Here is a 16,863-nt window from a genome sequence, read left to right on the forward strand (position 1 = left end):
CTTAGGCTCAATGTACATAGGTTTACAAATTTAGCAATCGTTTAAAAACCAATTTGCTCTGCCCTGCATATTTTGTTTGCTTTTAATGAACATTATATATGGCTTTAACACGCAACCAAATGAAAGGGCGGATTACATTGGCAACTGTTTTACACATCACAGCACATCCCCATGACCACCAAACATCATTCAGTATGGCTGTAGGAAAAGCCTTTATTGATACCTATCGGGAAGCCAACCCTAATGATGAAGTTATCCCTTTGGACTTGTACAGCATTCAATTGCCGCACATTGATGCCGACGTATTCAGCGGATGGGGAAAGTTACGAGGCGGTCAACAGTTCTCAGATTTGAGCAAGGAAGAACAAACCAAAGTAGGTCGACTCGGCGAAATAACGGATCAGTTTGTAGCAGCGGATAAATACGTATTCGTAACGCCAATGTGGAACTTTTCTTTCCCACCGCTTATGAAAGCCTATATCGATGCTATTTGTATCGCTGGCAAGACGTTCAAGTACACAGAAACTGGCCCTGTAGGCTTGTTGCCTGACAAAAAAGCGCTGCATATCCAAGCAAGCGGCGGCGTTTATTCGGAAGGACCTGCTACCTCCATGGAAATGGGACATCGCTATTTAAGTGTCATCATGGCATTCTTCGGCATTACGGATTTCCAAGGAATTTTTGTTGAGGGAATGGCTCAGTCACCCGACAAGGCTCCGCAAATTAAAGAGGACGCGATTAGCCGTGCGCAAGCATTAGCCAAAACGTTCTAGCAAATGATAAAAGCTAAGTAAACCTTTTAGAGTCTACTTAGCTTTTTTATTATTTCGTCTTTTTTCCACGATATTGACCCGTCCGCAATTCCAAGATATAGGCCTCAGAATCCGGCATCCGCTCATCCTTCGCTTGCTGTACAGCGAGTTCAATGTCGTAAGGCACTCTCACATGCTGAATATTGAACGCTGCGGGCTGTTTACTGTGGTAATTCCCCTCAAGAATGGCATAAGAAGCTTGTGTTAAATCCAGCGGATTCCCTACGCTTCCTGTATTGAAAAGCATTTTACCCCTAATAACCTGCAAATAGGCGTTGTGAACATCACCATAGCCTGCAACGTCGGCTTGCAAAGGCTCCCCGCACAGGTCCGAGGACTCGAACATCGACATTCGGCTTTCTATCTGGTCCCATGGCTGAATACGTTCATATACGCTTCTTGGCGAAGCATGGAATAACCTCACGAACTTCCCGCTCATCCAAAACTCATAGCAAAAAGGCAGCCCTTTCAAATAAGTCAACCGTTCGCGTCCAAGCCTAGTCTGCTGCCAAAGTAAAACCGGATCTTCGGTAGGATTACCGATAAAATCATCCCAGTTTCCCATGATGACCGTATTGCAAATTTCCCGCACATGATCAACAACGAGATCCGGATGCGGCCCTTTTCCTACTAAATCCCCAAGACAAATGATCTCCGTAACATGTCGATGCTGAATATCCTTCATAACCGCTTCGTATGCAGGCATATTACCATGGATATCTGAAATAATGGCTAGTTTCTCCAACAACCCACACCTGCCTTTATGCTAAGATTATTCGTTAAGTGAAATTGTTGTTTCTACCTTGCCAGCTCTGCTCACCAGAAACGGATACATGAGGTACAGTCCAACAACATACAACAAGGCAGCTATATAAACAGGAAGTAAATGAACGAAGTCCATATAGCCAATGTGAACATGTACCAGCAACCCGGCGGCGAATCCCGGAAGACCTCCCCAGAGAAACGTCCACCACAACCAGCTTTCGCCTTGGTTGACACCCCATAAAGCTGAAGCTGTAATCGCTACCGCTAATGAAAAGAGCGCTCCGCCAAATCCTGCTCGGTCATGAGCAATGAGCGGAATGATGTGATCGTTCCAAGCAGCAAGCTGCTGGACTGTCAGGCCGAGATAGGCTAAATCTGTCGGTACGAACACGGTAGTGATACCGACGAAAGATATCGTCAAGCCTCCGATTGCTAAACCAAATCCGAGTACAACGAAGCAGCATTGCCCCCACTGCGCTCTAAGCCAAACAGAATCATTCAGCACGCCTGGCTTCTTACGGGAGGGATAATCTTTCAATCCGCGCAAGGTCAGCAGCAGCATCGGCAGCAGCACGGCCGCTGCTGCGGCATGAAGAGGATCAAAATAACCATAGCCGAGATAAAGGAAAAAGCTGCTGAAACCTACTGCACACGAAGTCGTTACCGCAGTTCGCGCCCAGTGAAGCCCGCTTCGTAAGCCATGACGAGCCAGCTGATAATAAAAGATGCCTATCGAAATCATCGTTCCCGCTAAAGTAATGCGGTCATGGGACATGAAATGTATAATATGCCCATTAAAATGGTTTATGACACTTCGGCTCACGCCAAGAAAAGTTTCGTCGTAAGGCAAGAGGACGCTTGTGGACGCAATGAGCCATGCGAGTACACCACCAATCATCATGCCGATACCCAGCAGGCTCATCCAGCCCCAATTGGCCCAAAACGAGGGCGGCTGGGGCTCAGCTGTTTGCCTGATGCGATCATGAATGATCGCTTCATTGATTCGCTTGGGCTGCCCTGGCCCCGCGTACACCAGCCCGCTGTGCAGCTGGACGCTATTCGCTCCAGCAGCCAACAGCTCTAGTGCATCCTGCGGCTGATGAACGCCGCCGGCCGCGACAATCGTGCTCCGCTCGCCAAGCGACTCGCGGAGCAGCCGAACCTGGCTCAGCTGCGCCCCGAGCGCCTCCGCACCGCCGCCGACGCGTTCGCGGCGGGTGCCCGGCTCGCGCAGCGCTTCGCCGACGACGACACCGCTGAAGCTCTCGGCGGTGTCGGTGAGTTCACGCAGCATCCCGATGGGAGTTGGCTGCGGCAGGTAGAGCAGCAGCGGCTTCCCCGGGGCCGCTGCTTCTGCTATAAGGCGTACCTCGCGGAGGTACGCTATCGCTTCATCCGGTGGCCAGCCTTCGGCGAGGCCATCGATGTAGAACCCCGCCGCGTACGGCGCCAGCTTCGAGAGCAGCTCCTGCTGCTCGAACAGCGCCTCGCGCGGCAAACTGCCCGGCATCGGCCGCAGCCGCACGAAGTGCGGCAGGCGATGCCCCGTGCCCTTGCGCAGGCGCTGGACGATCGCGTCCGCGCCGTCATTGACATAGCCATCGGGGTACACGATGGCTTCCTGCACCACGTCGCGCTCAATCGGCGCGTCGTTATGCACTTCTCGGACCGTCACAGGTCCGATCTCGATGAAGCCGAACCCGAACTGGGCCAGCGCCTTGTGCGCGGTCCCGTGCGGATCAAGCGTGCCGCTTAGACCGATGGGACACTGAATCGGCACCCCCGCCAGCTCATCCTCGAGAATCGGCGACAGCTCCATGTGACCCATTGTTTTGATCACGAACGTTCCGCCGGGAATGCGGCTTAATCCGCCTATCGACCCGAGGGTAAAGTTCCTTGCAATCTTAGCTGGCAGCCGAAATAATAAAGGCCGAAATATAGCGTGATAAGACCAGTCGGGCATCGAGAAGCTCCTATTCCTTATCGAGGTCATTCAATAATGAGCGACCACTGTTAGATGTTGGTTTTATCATGTTAAAAAAGACTGTCCTCAGCCATGATATGACTTTGAAACAGCCCAATTGTATATCTTCTTACTCATCATTATTTATCTTTTATAATTCCCAAACATTTCTAATCTTCATTATATAATATAAAAAACTTCCCTGACAAATATAATCAGGAAAGTTTTTTATATTTATATTTTTATGCCGTCTGGAACGATTTTATAATTTCAACTGTATGACGAATCTATGTGCACCTGCCTGCGGTATCAAGCGAATGCCGGTATCTCCAGCCGTCCAGCTTGCACCCTCTACTGACTCTATTTCATGAATGCCGCGTAAAATCAGTTCCCACTTCTTGTCTGTGCCACTAGCGTTAACAGAGATACTTCGACTGCTGCGCTCTGCGCTCACTACTAGCTCCGCCTCTCCCTTCGTGTTGTAAACGGTGGTTGATGCTGCACGTCCGTCCTCAAGTTCAAACACATGAAGGACAACGCCTTCAGCATAATCGTAATCCGGACGAAGATCATTATTACCGACAGCAATGATGCTGTTCGGTCTAACCATAAGCGGCAAGTTGAAATAGTCGTGCTGCTCGCGCAGCCAGCGGCCGCCTTCTACGGCCGTCCCGCTCAGGAAGTTCGTCCAGCGTCCTTCCGGTAAGTAGTATTGCGCAGACCCCTGACCATTGAAAATCGGTGCTACGAGCAATGATTCACCGAGCATATATTGGCGGTCCAATTGATCACAGGCAGCGTCTTGGTTAAACTCAAGCACCATGGCACGCATCACGGGCAAGCCTGTTTGTACGGCTTCCACCGAAGCGCTGAACAAGTATGGCATCAGTGTCGATTTCAGCTTCGTGAAATAACGGAGCACATCACACGCTTCTTCATCGAACAACCACGGTACCCGATACGATTGGCTTCCATGCAATCTGCTATGTGAAGACAGCAGCCCAAATGCGGTCCAACGCTTGTAGATGTCAGGCGTAGCTGTATTCTCGAAGCCGCTAATGTCATGGCTCCAGAAGCCAAAGCCAGAGAGGCCTAATGACAAGCCGCCGCGAAGCGTTTCAGCCATAGAGTTGTAACTGGCCGAACAGTCTCCGCCCCAGTGCACCGGGAATTGCTGGCCGCCGGCAGTCGCCGAACGGGCAAACAGCATGGCTTCGTTCTTGCCTTTCGTCTCCTCTAGTACTTCAAATACGGCTTTATTATATAAATGCGTATAGTAGTTGTGCATTTTAATAGGATCCGAGCCGTCAAAATAAACAACATCGGTCGGAATACGCTCGCCGAAATCGGTTTTGAAGCTATCAACACCCATCTCTACCAAAACTTTAAGTTTATCTTTATACCAGCGCACGGCTGCCGGATTAGTAAAGTCTACAAGCCCCATTCCGCCCTGCCATCTGTCCCACTGCCATACATCCCCATTTTTCGTTTTGACAAGGTAACCATTCTCCTTGCCTTCATCGAACAAATAGGATTGCTGCGCGATATAGGAGTTAATCCAGACGCAAATGTTAAGGCCTTTGCTTTTCAGTCGCTGCAGCATGCCCTGCGGATCTGGGAACACATCCTGATCCCACTGGAAATCGCACCACTGAAACTCCTTCATCCAGAAGCAGTCGAAATGAAAGACATGAAGCGGAATTTCACGATCTAACATGCCATCAATGAAGCTGTTCACTGTAGCTTCGTCGTAGCTCGTTGTAAACGATGTCGTCAGCCAAAGGCCGAATGACCACGCCGGAGGCAGGGCAGGTTTACCTGTCAGTGTCGTGTAATTTTGCAGAACTTCCTTCATCGATGCTCCGCCAATGATATAATATTTTAACGATTCGCCAGGCACGCTGAACTGGACCTTCGACACTTGCTCCGAAGCCACCTCATAGGAAACTCGTTCCGGATGATCGACGAATACGCCATAGCCTAAATTGGACATATAAAAAGGTATGTTTTTGTAGGCCTGCTCGCTGCAGGTTCCACCATCTTCATTCCATAGGTCGACGACTTGCCCATTTTTCACAAATGGTGTAAACCGTTCGCCAAGACCATAGATGTATTCACCGACGCCCAAATCGAGCTGTTCTCTCATATATGTGCTTTGATCCTGCAATTTGATGTGACCCGGGCCTTTGTACCCGCTGCCAGTCAAACGTCTGCCTTCATACATAAAATGGGTGCTCCAGCCTTCATTTTTATGAATTTGCACGCTGAGCTTACCACTCGTAAAACTAGCAACTTCCTCGTCATTAACGACCCCAACTTGAACGTCGGCGTTTTCGTTTTTAACAAATTCCGGACCCTGGTTCATCTTGCCGTTATGATGAATCAACTCTACACAGATCACATCCGGCATGGGAGACGTATAATTAACGGTTAAGATTGCTGTATTCAATGTATCTCCGCGCGTAATGATCTTCTTACAGGAAGCAAGAACCGTCAAGGTGTCCGGCTTGGTGCGAACGTTGCGAATTTCTACCGGATAATTGAGCGTTACTCCTTGTCTGACATGCCAGTACCCATCCGTAAATTTCATATCTATTTCCTCCACCTATCGCACTTAATATTTTTTATATGAAACTATGAATTTATGATTGCAATTCTGGAATAACATGGACTGGTGAGCCCCCTTTTAGGGCATATACGAGATTCTGGGCAGCAACTTTCGCCATATTCAATCGGGTCACAGGCGTGGCTGAACCGAGGTGCGGCAAGGTTACAACATTACTTAGCTTCAACAGTGGATGATTCACATCCACCGGCTCTTGCTCGTATACATCCAGACCCGCACCGTAAATTTGATTATTCTGTAACGCTTGAACCAGAGCCCCTTCATTTACGGTTTCACCACGCGAAACATTAATGAAAATGGCGCTTTTCTTCATCAAGGAAAATTGCGGCTCATCCATTAAATGCCTAGTTTGCGGTGTCAGAGGTGTCATCAGCAGCACGAAATCGGACGTTTGCAGCAGCTCCTCAAATGGACAATACTTAAGTCCCAGCCGCTGCTCCACATCTGGCTTGCGATTGCGGTTGTAGTACACGACATCCATGTTAAAACCAAGCTTTGCTCGGCGGGCAATCGCTTCGCCAATTCGTCCCATCCCGATTATGCCTAATCGGGCGTGATGGACATCAACCCCAAATAGTTCCGAATCCTGTCCCTTTTGCCACTTGCCAGCTTTCACGAATTGATCCAGCTCCGCTACCCTTCTGGCCGTTGACAATAGCAGCGCAAAAGCAAGATCCGCTACAGTTTCATCCAAAACATAAGGTGTATGAGTTCCCACAATGCCGCGTGCTTTGAGCGCTGTTACATCCAGATTGTTATAGCCGACGGATAAATTACTGATGACCCGAATGTTCACGCCTGCGTTAAGTATGGCCTCAGTTACGGGAGTGCCTGTGACAAGCAAACCTTCAGCATCGCCCACCTCCTGAGCCAAATGTTCGCTTGTAATCGAGTCTTCCCCTTCCCATTTTCGAATCTCGCAGTGATCCTCCAAGTAAGTTAGGACTTCTTCGGGCAAGCTTCTTGCGATATAGACACGTGGCTTCATTTAGATATTCCCTCCTATGTGATGGAACAATGCTTTAATCCTTCATAGAACCGGCCGTCATCCCGCCGACTACATATTTTTGCATCGATACGAAAATGATAATAATTGGAAATGCCGCCAATGTAGCGACAGCCATCAGGTTGTTCCATTCCGTTCCGTACTGCCCGATAAAGCGGTACAAGCCCAAAGTTAGCGGACGCACCGAATTTCCAGTTGTTAATGTCAGTGCAAAAATAAAGTCGCCCCATCCAAACAAGAAGCAAAAGACGGCAACCGTTAACAAGCCGGGTGTCACCAACGGCAAAATAATTTTGGTAAATGAAGTGAACTTATTGCAGCCATCAATCATGGCCGCTTCTTCTAGTCCGCCCGGCAAGCTCAGAAAGAAGGGGCGCAGCGTAATGATCGCAAACGGCAAAGCATGAATTAAATCGGCAAAAATAAGTCCGACAAAATTATCAGTCAAGTTCACCTTAGAAAACATCATATACAAAGGCATAGCCATCATAATTCCAGGCAGCATTTGAATGGAAAGCAACAAAATCATAATGACGGCCTTCCCTTTAATGGAAAGTCGCGCGAGCGCATAGGCTGCAGGTACTGCCAGCAAGAGAGAAAGAAGCATCGTTCCCACTGCGATAATGACACTGTTGCCGATATAGCCAATCATATCCTTGTTGTTGATGAAGTTATTGATATATGACTCAAGTGTCGGCTTCACAGGAAGGATATGCGGCGGATTGTGATATAACTCTGTAATTGGCGTAACCGAAGTCTTAGCCATCCAGTACACAGGAAATAAGAATACAATCATGATCAATACAGCAATGAAGGTTGCACCAGATGCTCTCCATCTTGAATAAACCATTAGTGAACCTCCTCTTTGTTCGACATTCTCAAGTACACAATCGCAATCACGATTAACATCAAGAACATGATCATCGAGACCGCTGCCCCTTGGCTGAACTCAAACGTCGTAAAGGAAAGCTGGTACGCATAAATCGGCAGCACGGTCGAGGCCGTAACTGGTCCTCCTGCGGTCATAATGAACACCAGATCAAACACTTTAAATGTATATATAATTCCTAGCATGAAAAGGACAAGAATGGTTGGTCGCAAAAGCGGCAGCGTAATATGCCTAAACTGTAGAAAACGGTTCGCGCCATCCAGTTTGGCAGCTTCATATAAATGTGTTGGCAAAGTCTGTAGACCTGACAACAGAATAATCATGTTAAATGGAATCCCGGTCCAAATATTCGCCACAATCGTCCCAAGCAATGCTGTGTTAGCATCACTAAGCCAGCTGATAGGTTTGCTTATAAGCCCTAACGACTGTAAGAAATAATTGATAACGCCATAATCACCGGAAAACATCCATTGAAAGATCGTTCCGGTGATAACAACCGGTAACATCCAGGAAAGCAGCATTAATGAACGAAACAAATTACGACCCGGAAATTTCATATTGAAAAATAAGGCCAATCCAAAACCGATTGCAAATTGAAAGAAAATGCTGAGAACGGTGAAAACCACCGAGTTCTTCATTGAAATATAAAATACAGGATCCTTAAGCGACTTGATGTAATTGCTCAAACCTATAAAATGATGCTCGCCTTTTAAATTGTATACATTGACATCTTGAAAACTGAGAGTGACGTTATACGCGATTGGAAAAATTACAAATACCGCCATAAAAACAAGAGCAGGCAAAACAAATAAATAGCTGTTCCAAGAGGAAAACCATTTGGCGCCTTTAGTTAATTGGGACATCATTTCTCCCCCTAATCTCAAAAGTAAAAGGGGATGCGGTGTCTGTTGCATCCCCCTCATTTGGTATGACTATTGCCCAAGCTGCGGTTTTATTTTTGCGTCAGCATCTTTCACTGCTGCTTCCGGTGTTTTGGCGCCAGTAATGACTTCTTGCATCATAATTTGAATCGCTTCCGAAATTTTTGGGTAGCTCGGGCCGTAAGCTCTAGCCTTGGCTACTTTCATGGCATCTGCGAATATTTTCAGCTGCTTGTCATTTTGCCAGAATGGATCCATCAAGTAATCTTCGCGGCTGGGCAGACGGCCCGCTGCTTTCGCGAACTCCTTCAAACGGTCAGGCTCATTGGCAAATTTGACAATATCAAATGCGATATCTTTATGCTTGGAAGCAGCAGTTATCGCCCAGTTTTCTCCACCAAGAATCGTTCCGCCTTGTTTATTGGTCGGAAGCTCTACAACATCCCAATTCACTTTACCTTCTTTTCTTAATAACGGGATTTGCCATGGACCATTGATCATCATAGCAACTTTGCCTGTGGAGAATTGCACGACTGTGTCCGATTGCTTCTGGTTAATGACTTCTTTGGACATGTAACCGTTAGCAACCATATCCTTCAAAAGGGTGGCTGCTTCTATCGTCCCTGCGCTGTTAAAGTTCGGAATGTCGGAACCCGATTGATACATGAGCGGAAGGAATTGAAATGTGCCTTCTTCCGTTTTGACAGCAGTCATCGCAAATCCGTATACATCCTGTTTCGTCAGTTTTTTAGCCGCTTCCTTAAGCTCATCCCATGTTTTTGGAGAATTGACTCCTGCCGCTTTTAACATATCTACATTGTAATAAAGCGCTAGATTATTGCTTCCGACGGGAACACCATAGTTTTTGCCTTTATACATCGTTGAGGACCACGGTCCTGAGAAATATTTATCTGCTTGGCCCCATTCTCCGACTTCCTTCGTAATATCAGCAAGTATGCCCGCTGCTGCGAAGGCTTGGTGATCTGGATTATCGATCCATACAATATCAGGAACCTGATTTCCCGCCGCACCAAGAAGCAGCTTATTTTTAATATCAGCAAAAGAAATAAAAGTACGCTCGATTTTGACATTTGGATGAGCAGCCTCATAATCAGCAATCGTTTTCTTTAATGCGCCTTGCGTAGCCTCGCTGGTCATGGAATCCCACCATTGAATCGTGACCTTCTCGCCTGAACCCGTCGAACTCGAAGCAGTTGCCCCCGGAGCCGTTGTAGCTGAAGATTTGGACGCATCACCGGTTGATGATTTTGGTGCGCATGCAGTCGTCAGGACTAACAGCGTAGACATTGCAAACATGACAGCCTTTACATTTCTAGACATCGTTTATTCCCCCTAAAATATAGTTGTAGTTTGCAGAGCTGCAATCGATCTCATACATGCGAAAACGAATGCTGCAATATGCCGAAAATCATGTTGGAGAAACCCCTGAATTTCCATCAACAAAATGATGTACGTACATCATTTTGTCGTAAAAAGAAAACGTTATTTTCTTTGATACAAATCAAATATAATAACGTGCATTCTCCTTGGTAGCCAATTCCAGCTTGGTGATGTTCTCTTTTACATTTACTTTGTCGCCGGTGACCAAGTGGTCAAACATCGATTTGACCGTTAAATACCCTTGATTAACCGGGTCTTGGCAAATCGTTGCGGTAACAACGCCTCTTCTCATATATTGATAAATTTCTTCGGTCATATCATGACCAACCAATGCAATAGGCTTTGATAAATTCGCATCAGCCAAATGCTTTGCGACCACATGCAGCCTGGCACTGGATACATAAATACCGTCAACCTGATGGAAATAATCGATAAATGAGTCAAGCGAGTCGTAATCTTCCTGCTGCAGTTTAAGCGGGCCGCGTAATTCGATATGATCGTAATCGGCGACAACCTCGCGAAAACCCGTTATCTTTTGCTGCATTTGAAAGTTCGTATAAGACATGATCAAACCAACCTTCGTCTTCTGGCCGATGAACTTACACAGCACATCCGCTGCCAGACGACCGGCAATTCGGTAGTCGCACCCTACATAAAACAGCCGTTTACTTAATGGAGAATCGCTGTTAAAGGTGCAAATCGCAAGGCCCTGATCCACTCCGTAATCAATAATATCAGCCATTTCCTGAGGGTCATTGGGTGATAACGCGATTGCGTCGAACCGTCCGGAATCAATGAGCTGCAGAACCGTTTTCTTTTGCTGCTCCAAATCGTATTTTTCGGAACGGACAATGTGCACATGCAGACCATAATCACGAAATTCATCTATAGCGATTTGGACACCCTTTTCTACCTGTTTCCAAAAGTATTCGGGAAGCTCCGGAAAAACAATCGCCATGGCATATTCGTTCTTGCGAGACAAAAAGCTGGCTGATTTGTTCGGCGTGTAATTCAACTCTTTAATTTTGTCCATCACCTGTTGATAGGTTTTAGGTTTGACATTTCCCCTGTTGTTTAACACTCGGTCAAGCGTGGCAACGGAAACACCGATTTGCTTGGCCAATTCTTTGACCGTTAACCGTCTGCTTTGATCCATTTCATTACCTCTGTCTAACGTAATAAATTTGTTTCGTCCCCGTTTACGTCATTATCATACCAAGCCATAAATAGTCTGTCAACGCTTTCATGATGTTTTATCTTAAATTTTTGATTTACGTACATCATTTTATTCGGATACAGACACAGACTGTTGCTTTTTCCTGTGATCTTAATCACATAATCCCCCCATCTCTGTTAGCTATACTTGGTTCATCAACTAAATCTAATAAAGGTGAGGCGATCCTATATGCTGAGCGAAAAATCAATCAAAATCATTAAATCCACTGTCCCGGTACTGGAAGTCCACGGTATAGCCATCACGAAAAGGTTCTATGAGATGTTATTCACGGCGCATCCTGAGCTGCTGAATATGTTTAACCATGCCAATCAGAAGCAAGGCAGGCAGCAGACCGCTTTAGCCAATGCGGTATATGCCGCAGCTCTTCATATCGATCGACTGGAAGCTATTCTCCCTGCTGTAAAGCAAATTGCCCATAAACATCGCAGTCTTGGGGTGAAAGCTGAACATTATCCGGTCGTAGGCCAAAACTTGCTTGCCGCAATTAAAGATATACTCGGTGACGCGGCAACCGACGAAATCCTGCAGGCCTGGGGTGAAGCCTACAATGTTATCGCGGATGCTTTTATCAGTGTTGAGGCTGAGATGTATGATGAGTCTAAGACAAAAGAAGGCGGTTGGGCCGATTTCAAGCCTTTCCGAATTGAGCGGAAGATCAAAGAGAGTGATGTGATTACATCCTTCTACCTAGTACCTCAGGATAGGGGAGCTCTTGCGGCATTTGAACCGGGACAGTATATCAGTATTAAAGTCCAGATCCCCGGTGAGGAAAATACCCATATTCGGCAATACAGCCTCTCAGATGCTCCCGGGAAACCCTACTATCGAATCTCAGTTAAACGGGAAGATGGCATTTTGGCGAAACAACCTGCAGGCAAGGTTTCGATGTATCTACACGACCAAACTGAAGAAGGCAGTGAACTTTGGCTATCTGCACCTGCTGGAGATTTCACATTAGATCAAAAAGATACCCGACCTGTCGTGCTAATTAGCGGCGGTGTTGGACTAACTCCGATGGTCAGCATGTTGAATACGTTAGCGGAAACGAACCCGAATCGACAGGTGACGTTTATCCATGCCGCTCAAAATGGCCAGCTCCATGCGTTCCGGAAACAAGTTGAAGATCTTTCCCAGCAGCATCCACAATTAACCGTTTACTGGTGTTATGAGAGACCGACAGAGGTCGATAAAGCGAGCATCTCTTATCATAAAGAAGGCTATGTGGATCTAGCTTGGCTCCAAAACGTGGTGCCTACCCCTGCTTCAAGCTTCTATTTCTGCGGTCCTATCCCGTTTATGAAAGGAGTGAACGGATCGCTCCGTGAATGGGGAATTCCAGCCGAAGATATTCATTATGAGTTTTTCGGACCTTCAGGCAGTTTATAAGCGTGTATGCCATTCAATTTTTATCGGACTCGGATTGATGCTGCACTTTCACAGCTTTCTCCCTCAGTAGACGATTAACCGTTTCCCGGCGAAGCCCGATGAACTGACCGATTTCCTCCTGCGTCAGCACGTCTGTCAGCTTCGACGTTCCCAGATAGTTTTGGAACCAGCTTTCGAGCTTCATCAGCTTGGCAGCGGGAGCCATTTCCGTCAGTTGATCAATACGCTGCTGCATCATGCGCAGTTTATCCTGTAATTGACGCGCAATCGTGCGAAAATGCTCCGGGCTGCGCTCCAGCTCCTCATACCACTGCGCAGCAGGAAGCACCTCTATGTCACAAGTGACAAGCGCTATCGCAGTACCGTAGTAAGGACTTGGACTAATGAGCGAGTGATGTGGAATCGTCTCGCCTGGAACAATAATATTCACGAGTGTCGTATTCCCATCCTCATGAGCACGGACAATTTTCAAAAGACCGGTTAGGAGCTGGTATAGTGGACCCGTGTCTCCTTGGCGGAAAAGTATTTCTCCTTTGTGCAGTTTCATTTTTATTCTCCTTCATATGAAAAAAAAGCGACAGCATTCACTACACTGCTGATCGCTTTTTTTATGATTGCTAGCTGCTGACCAGCTACATCTCTTTTTTTAACGGCTCCAGCTTCGTGCGAAGCGGCGTAAGTGCCATTGTCAATCTGGCAACCCAATTCAACTGCTCCACCTTGCCAATGAGCCAAATCGATCCTATCAGCCCCAAGAGAGAAACGAGGACAGCTGTAGGCAGCGCCCAGAATGAGACCGGATGCGCAAAAAATGGAATGAACGAAACGGCCAAAATCGGGGCCGCGTTCCATTTGAACCACTGGATGAGAGAGATGGTAAGTATGGCTGTTATGAAAAATGATATGGCGCCGTGGCTTATCGCATACATGCTGCTGCCGATTGTCACTGCAACGATAGCACCCATCGTGATGCGTCCTATGTCCTTAATTTGGTCCACACGGTGCATAAAAAGAAAGCTGAATGCCCCAAGCGTTGGATAAAACACCATCTTCATTGATGGGAAATGGTAGGAAGCCCAGTAAGCTCCCATGAGATAGCAGCACATCACTAGTGAACGTAGAAACATCGTTGGTTCCAGTCCTTTGTTCTCGAATTTTTGGCACTTTTCTCATTGTACAAAAGTGACCATCCTTCGGTCAATCATATGGCTGTAATTCCCACTAGCTTAGTTCCGATCAACCGAAACCGTTGTCTCCACGAAAAATGTGGCCACCGCAAAAGATGCCGCCCCGAGCACTGTCGACCGATCGCTCAGCTCGCTGAACGCCACTTTCAGCTGCTTGCGCGGATGCGGCAGGGAACGCTTCTCGAGCAGGGCCAGCAGCGGTTTCATCAGCCATCTCTCGGCACTTGCTAAGCGGCCGCCGAGAATAATATATTCGGGATTGTATCCGTTGATAATATTAACTACGCCTACACCGAGATAATAACCAAGGCGCTCAAAAAGCGCGATCACCGTCGGATCTCCGGCTTCGGCTTTGCTCAGCAAAATCTCTAGATCCACAGCGTCATCGTTAAGCTCGCGGCGCGCCTGCGTGAGGAGCGCGTGCTCCGACGCATACAGCTCCCAACAGCCCATGCTGCCGCAGCTGCACTTGGGCCCATCGTGCTGGATCGAGAAGTGCCCGATCTCACCTGAGAAGCCAGTCGCCCCGCGGTACAGCTCGCCCTTAATGATGATCCCAGCACCGATCCCGATGCCGATCGACACATACACCAGATTCGCCGTGTCTTTACCGGCTCCGAACTGTTTCTCCCCCACAGCTCCTGCGTTCGCTTCATTATCAATAACAACCGGAATGTTGAACGTCTCCTCGATTTGCTGCTGCAAAGGCACGTTTTCCCACCCAAGATTCGGCGCGAACAGCAGATTGCCGCGCTCATCACAAATGCCCGGCACTCCGATGCCGATTCCTATAATACCGTAGACGCTCTCCGGCGCGCTTTCGATCAGTCCGCGGATAGTCGTTTTCACCAGTAAGACGACCTTCTCGACAGAAGCATTGTCATGCTGCACTCTTACTTCGCGGATGATCTTACCGCTTAGATCCGTCAGCACCGCGAGAATATCATTAACCCCTAGGTCTACCCCGATGGCATAGCCAGCCGTTCCATTAAAAAGCAGCATCATCGGCTTGCGCCCACCGCTTGATTCACCAACGCCAATCTCTTCGACGACACTGCTCTCGATCAATTCGTTAACAAGACTCGACACTGTCGCCTTTGTCAGCCCTGTAATTTCTGCAATCCGTGCGCGGGATATTGGAGAATTCGTGCGAATATGGTGTAATACGATGGATTTATTTATTTTTTTTACGAGATTCAAATCGCCTGTTTGCTTCATGTTTGCCCCCACACTGCTCTAATTGCTTGTCTCTCTTTTCTAATGAACTGATTTTAACATGAAAGACATTTTCACGCACCAACTAAGTTTGTTTAATGAATTTACAAACTATTCATTTGGTGCTATGATGACTGCATAAGCATTTATCCCTTAATTTATGGAGGCTGAATTCATGAGCTACTTTGACAACATTCAACCGATTAAGTACGAAGGCCGCACATCGACGAACCCGCTATCTTTTAAATTTTATAATCCTGATCAAGTTATTTTAGGCAAAACCATGCGCGAGCATATGCGTTTTGCAATCGCTTACTGGCACTCTTTTTCCGCCAACGGCTCCGATCCTTTTGGCAGTGGCACAGCGATCCGCGCTTGGGATCAATACTCCGGCCTTGAGCTGGCCAAAGCTCGCGTTGACGCTTGCTTTGAGCTGCTGAACATTCTGGATGTCGACTACTTCGCTTTCCATGACCGCGATATCGCACCTGAGGGCAGCACACTGCAAGAAACGAACAAGAACCTCGACGAGATCGTTGCTCTAATCAAAGACAAAATGAAATCCAGCGGCAAGAAGCTGCTCTGGAACACTGCTAATATGTTCACCAACCCGCGTTTCGTTCATGGTGCTGCTACGACGAATAATGCAGACGTATTTGCTTATGCAGCTGCCCAAGTGAAGAAAGCCTTGGATCATGCCAAAGAGCTTGGCTCGGAAAACTACGTTTTCTGGGGCGGACGCGAAGGTTACGAGACTCTGCTTAACACAGACCTCGGCCTGGAGCTTGATAACCTTGCTCGCTTCCTGCACATGGCGGTTGATTATGCCAAAGAAATCGGCTACGACGGTCAATTCCTGATCGAGCCTAAACCAAAAGAGCCATCCAAGCACCAATACGACTTCGATGCGGCTACGACGCTGTCTTTCTTGCAAAAATACGACTTGCTGCCGTATTTCAAATTAAACCTGGAAGCGAACCATGCCACGCTTGCTGGTCACACCTTTGAGCACGAGCTTCGCGTCGCGCGCATCAATGGTGTCCTTGGTTCCATCGATGCGAACCAAGGCGATCTGCTGCTCGGCTGGGATACCGACGAGTTCCCGACAGACCTGTACTCAACGACACTCGCGATGTACGAAATCCTCTTGAACGAAGGCGGCATCGGCCGCGGCGGCGTGAACTTCGACGCCAAGGTTCGCCGTACTTCCTTCGAGCCTATCGATGTCGTCTACTCCCACATCGCAGGCATGGACGCCTTCGCTCGCGGCTTAGAAGTCGCTGCCAAATTGATCGAAGACCGCGTATTCGATAACATCCTCGACACGCGCTATGCTTCCTTCCAATCCGGCATCGGCGCCGACATCGTGTCCGGCAAAGCGAACTTCAAAACGCTTGAAGCTTATGCGCTTGAGAACAACAGCACCATCGTGAACCAATCCGGTCGTTTGGAATTGATTAAGGCGACGGTTAACCAATACCTGATTAACACTTAA

Annotated in this window: 14 protein-coding genes; 3 read left to right on the forward strand and 11 right to left on the reverse strand. The window is 47.7% G+C overall.

Annotated elements, in window-relative coordinates; translation table 11 throughout:
* The first annotated feature begins 137 nt into the window (after window positions 1-137).
* Window positions 138-773 (forward strand): FMN-dependent NADH-azoreductase, encoded by a 636-nt coding sequence (locus QFZ77_RS02810; RefSeq protein WP_307435861.1) that lies wholly within the window; start codon window positions 138-140, stop codon window positions 771-773.
* A 49-nt stretch (window positions 774-822) separates the two neighbouring features.
* On the opposite strand, the gene QFZ77_RS02815 is transcribed toward QFZ77_RS02810, so the two are convergent.
* The 8 genes from QFZ77_RS02815 to QFZ77_RS02850 all read right to left on the reverse strand — a co-directional run bounded on the left by QFZ77_RS02815 (window position 823) and on the right by QFZ77_RS02850 (window position 11,499).
* A complete protein-coding gene (locus tag QFZ77_RS02815) occupies window positions 823-1,557 on the reverse strand; it encodes a metallophosphoesterase family protein (protein ID WP_307435864.1) in 735 nt (244 codons plus the stop codon).
* A gap of 27 nt (window positions 1,558-1,584) precedes the next feature.
* Complete coding sequence (locus tag QFZ77_RS02820; RefSeq protein WP_307435866.1) at window positions 1,585-3,540, reverse strand: dihydroorotate dehydrogenase; 1,956 nt, start codon at window positions 3,538-3,540, stop codon at window positions 1,585-1,587.
* Between the two features lie 262 nt (window positions 3,541-3,802).
* On the reverse strand, window positions 3,803-6,130 hold the full coding sequence (yicI, locus tag QFZ77_RS02825) for an alpha-xylosidase (protein WP_307435868.1): 2,328 nt from the start codon (window positions 6,128-6,130) through the stop codon (window positions 3,803-3,805).
* Between the two features lie 52 nt (window positions 6,131-6,182).
* Window positions 6,183-7,154: a 2-hydroxyacid dehydrogenase gene (locus QFZ77_RS02830; protein ID WP_307435871.1), complete on the reverse strand. Its 972-nt coding sequence runs from the start codon at window positions 7,152-7,154 to the stop codon at window positions 6,183-6,185.
* A 34-nt stretch (window positions 7,155-7,188) separates the two neighbouring features.
* Entirely contained in the window at window positions 7,189-8,022 is an 834-nt protein-coding gene (locus QFZ77_RS02835; protein WP_047683065.1) for a carbohydrate ABC transporter permease, read from the reverse strand.
* On the reverse strand, window positions 8,022-8,927 hold the full coding sequence (locus QFZ77_RS02840) for a carbohydrate ABC transporter permease (protein WP_307435875.1): 906 nt from the start codon (window positions 8,925-8,927) through the stop codon (window positions 8,022-8,024). The genes QFZ77_RS02835 and QFZ77_RS02840 overlap by 1 nt, the downstream gene beginning before the upstream one ends.
* Window positions 8,928-8,993: 66 nt before the next feature.
* Window positions 8,994-10,283 carry an ABC transporter substrate-binding protein gene (locus QFZ77_RS02845; RefSeq protein ID WP_307435877.1) on the reverse strand — a complete coding sequence of 430 codons (1,290 nt, stop codon included), beginning with the start codon at window positions 10,281-10,283 and terminating at the stop codon, window positions 8,994-8,996.
* 181 nt (window positions 10,284-10,464) lie between these two features.
* A complete protein-coding gene (locus tag QFZ77_RS02850; protein ID WP_047683071.1) occupies window positions 10,465-11,499 on the reverse strand; it encodes a LacI family DNA-binding transcriptional regulator in 1,035 nt (344 codons plus the stop codon).
* 249 nt (window positions 11,500-11,748) lie between these two features.
* Between QFZ77_RS02850 and hmpA the strand changes: the two genes are divergently transcribed.
* Window positions 11,749-12,966 (forward strand): NO-inducible flavohemoprotein, encoded by a 1,218-nt coding sequence (gene hmpA, locus QFZ77_RS02855; RefSeq protein WP_307435881.1) that lies wholly within the window; start codon window positions 11,749-11,751, stop codon window positions 12,964-12,966.
* A 13-nt stretch (window positions 12,967-12,979) separates the two neighbouring features.
* On the opposite strand, the gene QFZ77_RS02860 is transcribed toward hmpA, so the two are convergent.
* The 3 genes from QFZ77_RS02860 to QFZ77_RS02870 form a co-directional block, all read right to left on the reverse strand.
* Complete coding sequence (locus tag QFZ77_RS02860; RefSeq protein WP_307435884.1) at window positions 12,980-13,513, reverse strand: Crp/Fnr family transcriptional regulator; 534 nt, start codon at window positions 13,511-13,513, stop codon at window positions 12,980-12,982.
* An 85-nt stretch (window positions 13,514-13,598) separates the two neighbouring features.
* Window positions 13,599-14,057 (reverse strand): hypothetical protein, encoded by a 459-nt coding sequence (locus QFZ77_RS02865; RefSeq protein ID WP_307435886.1) that lies wholly within the window; start codon window positions 14,055-14,057, stop codon window positions 13,599-13,601.
* A 135-nt stretch (window positions 14,058-14,192) separates the two neighbouring features.
* Window positions 14,193-15,371: an ROK family transcriptional regulator gene (locus QFZ77_RS02870; RefSeq protein WP_307435889.1), complete on the reverse strand. Its 1,179-nt coding sequence runs from the start codon at window positions 15,369-15,371 to the stop codon at window positions 14,193-14,195.
* 172 nt (window positions 15,372-15,543) lie between these two features.
* On the opposite strand from QFZ77_RS02870, the gene xylA reads away from it, so the two are divergent.
* Window positions 15,544-16,863 carry a xylose isomerase gene (gene xylA / locus QFZ77_RS02875; protein WP_307435894.1) on the forward strand — a complete coding sequence of 440 codons (1,320 nt, stop codon included), beginning with the start codon at window positions 15,544-15,546 and terminating at the stop codon, window positions 16,861-16,863.

It is taken from the genome of Paenibacillus sp. V4I3 (genome assembly GCF_030817215.1).
Lineage (GTDB): Bacteria > Bacillota > Bacilli > Paenibacillales > NBRC-103111 > Paenibacillus_E.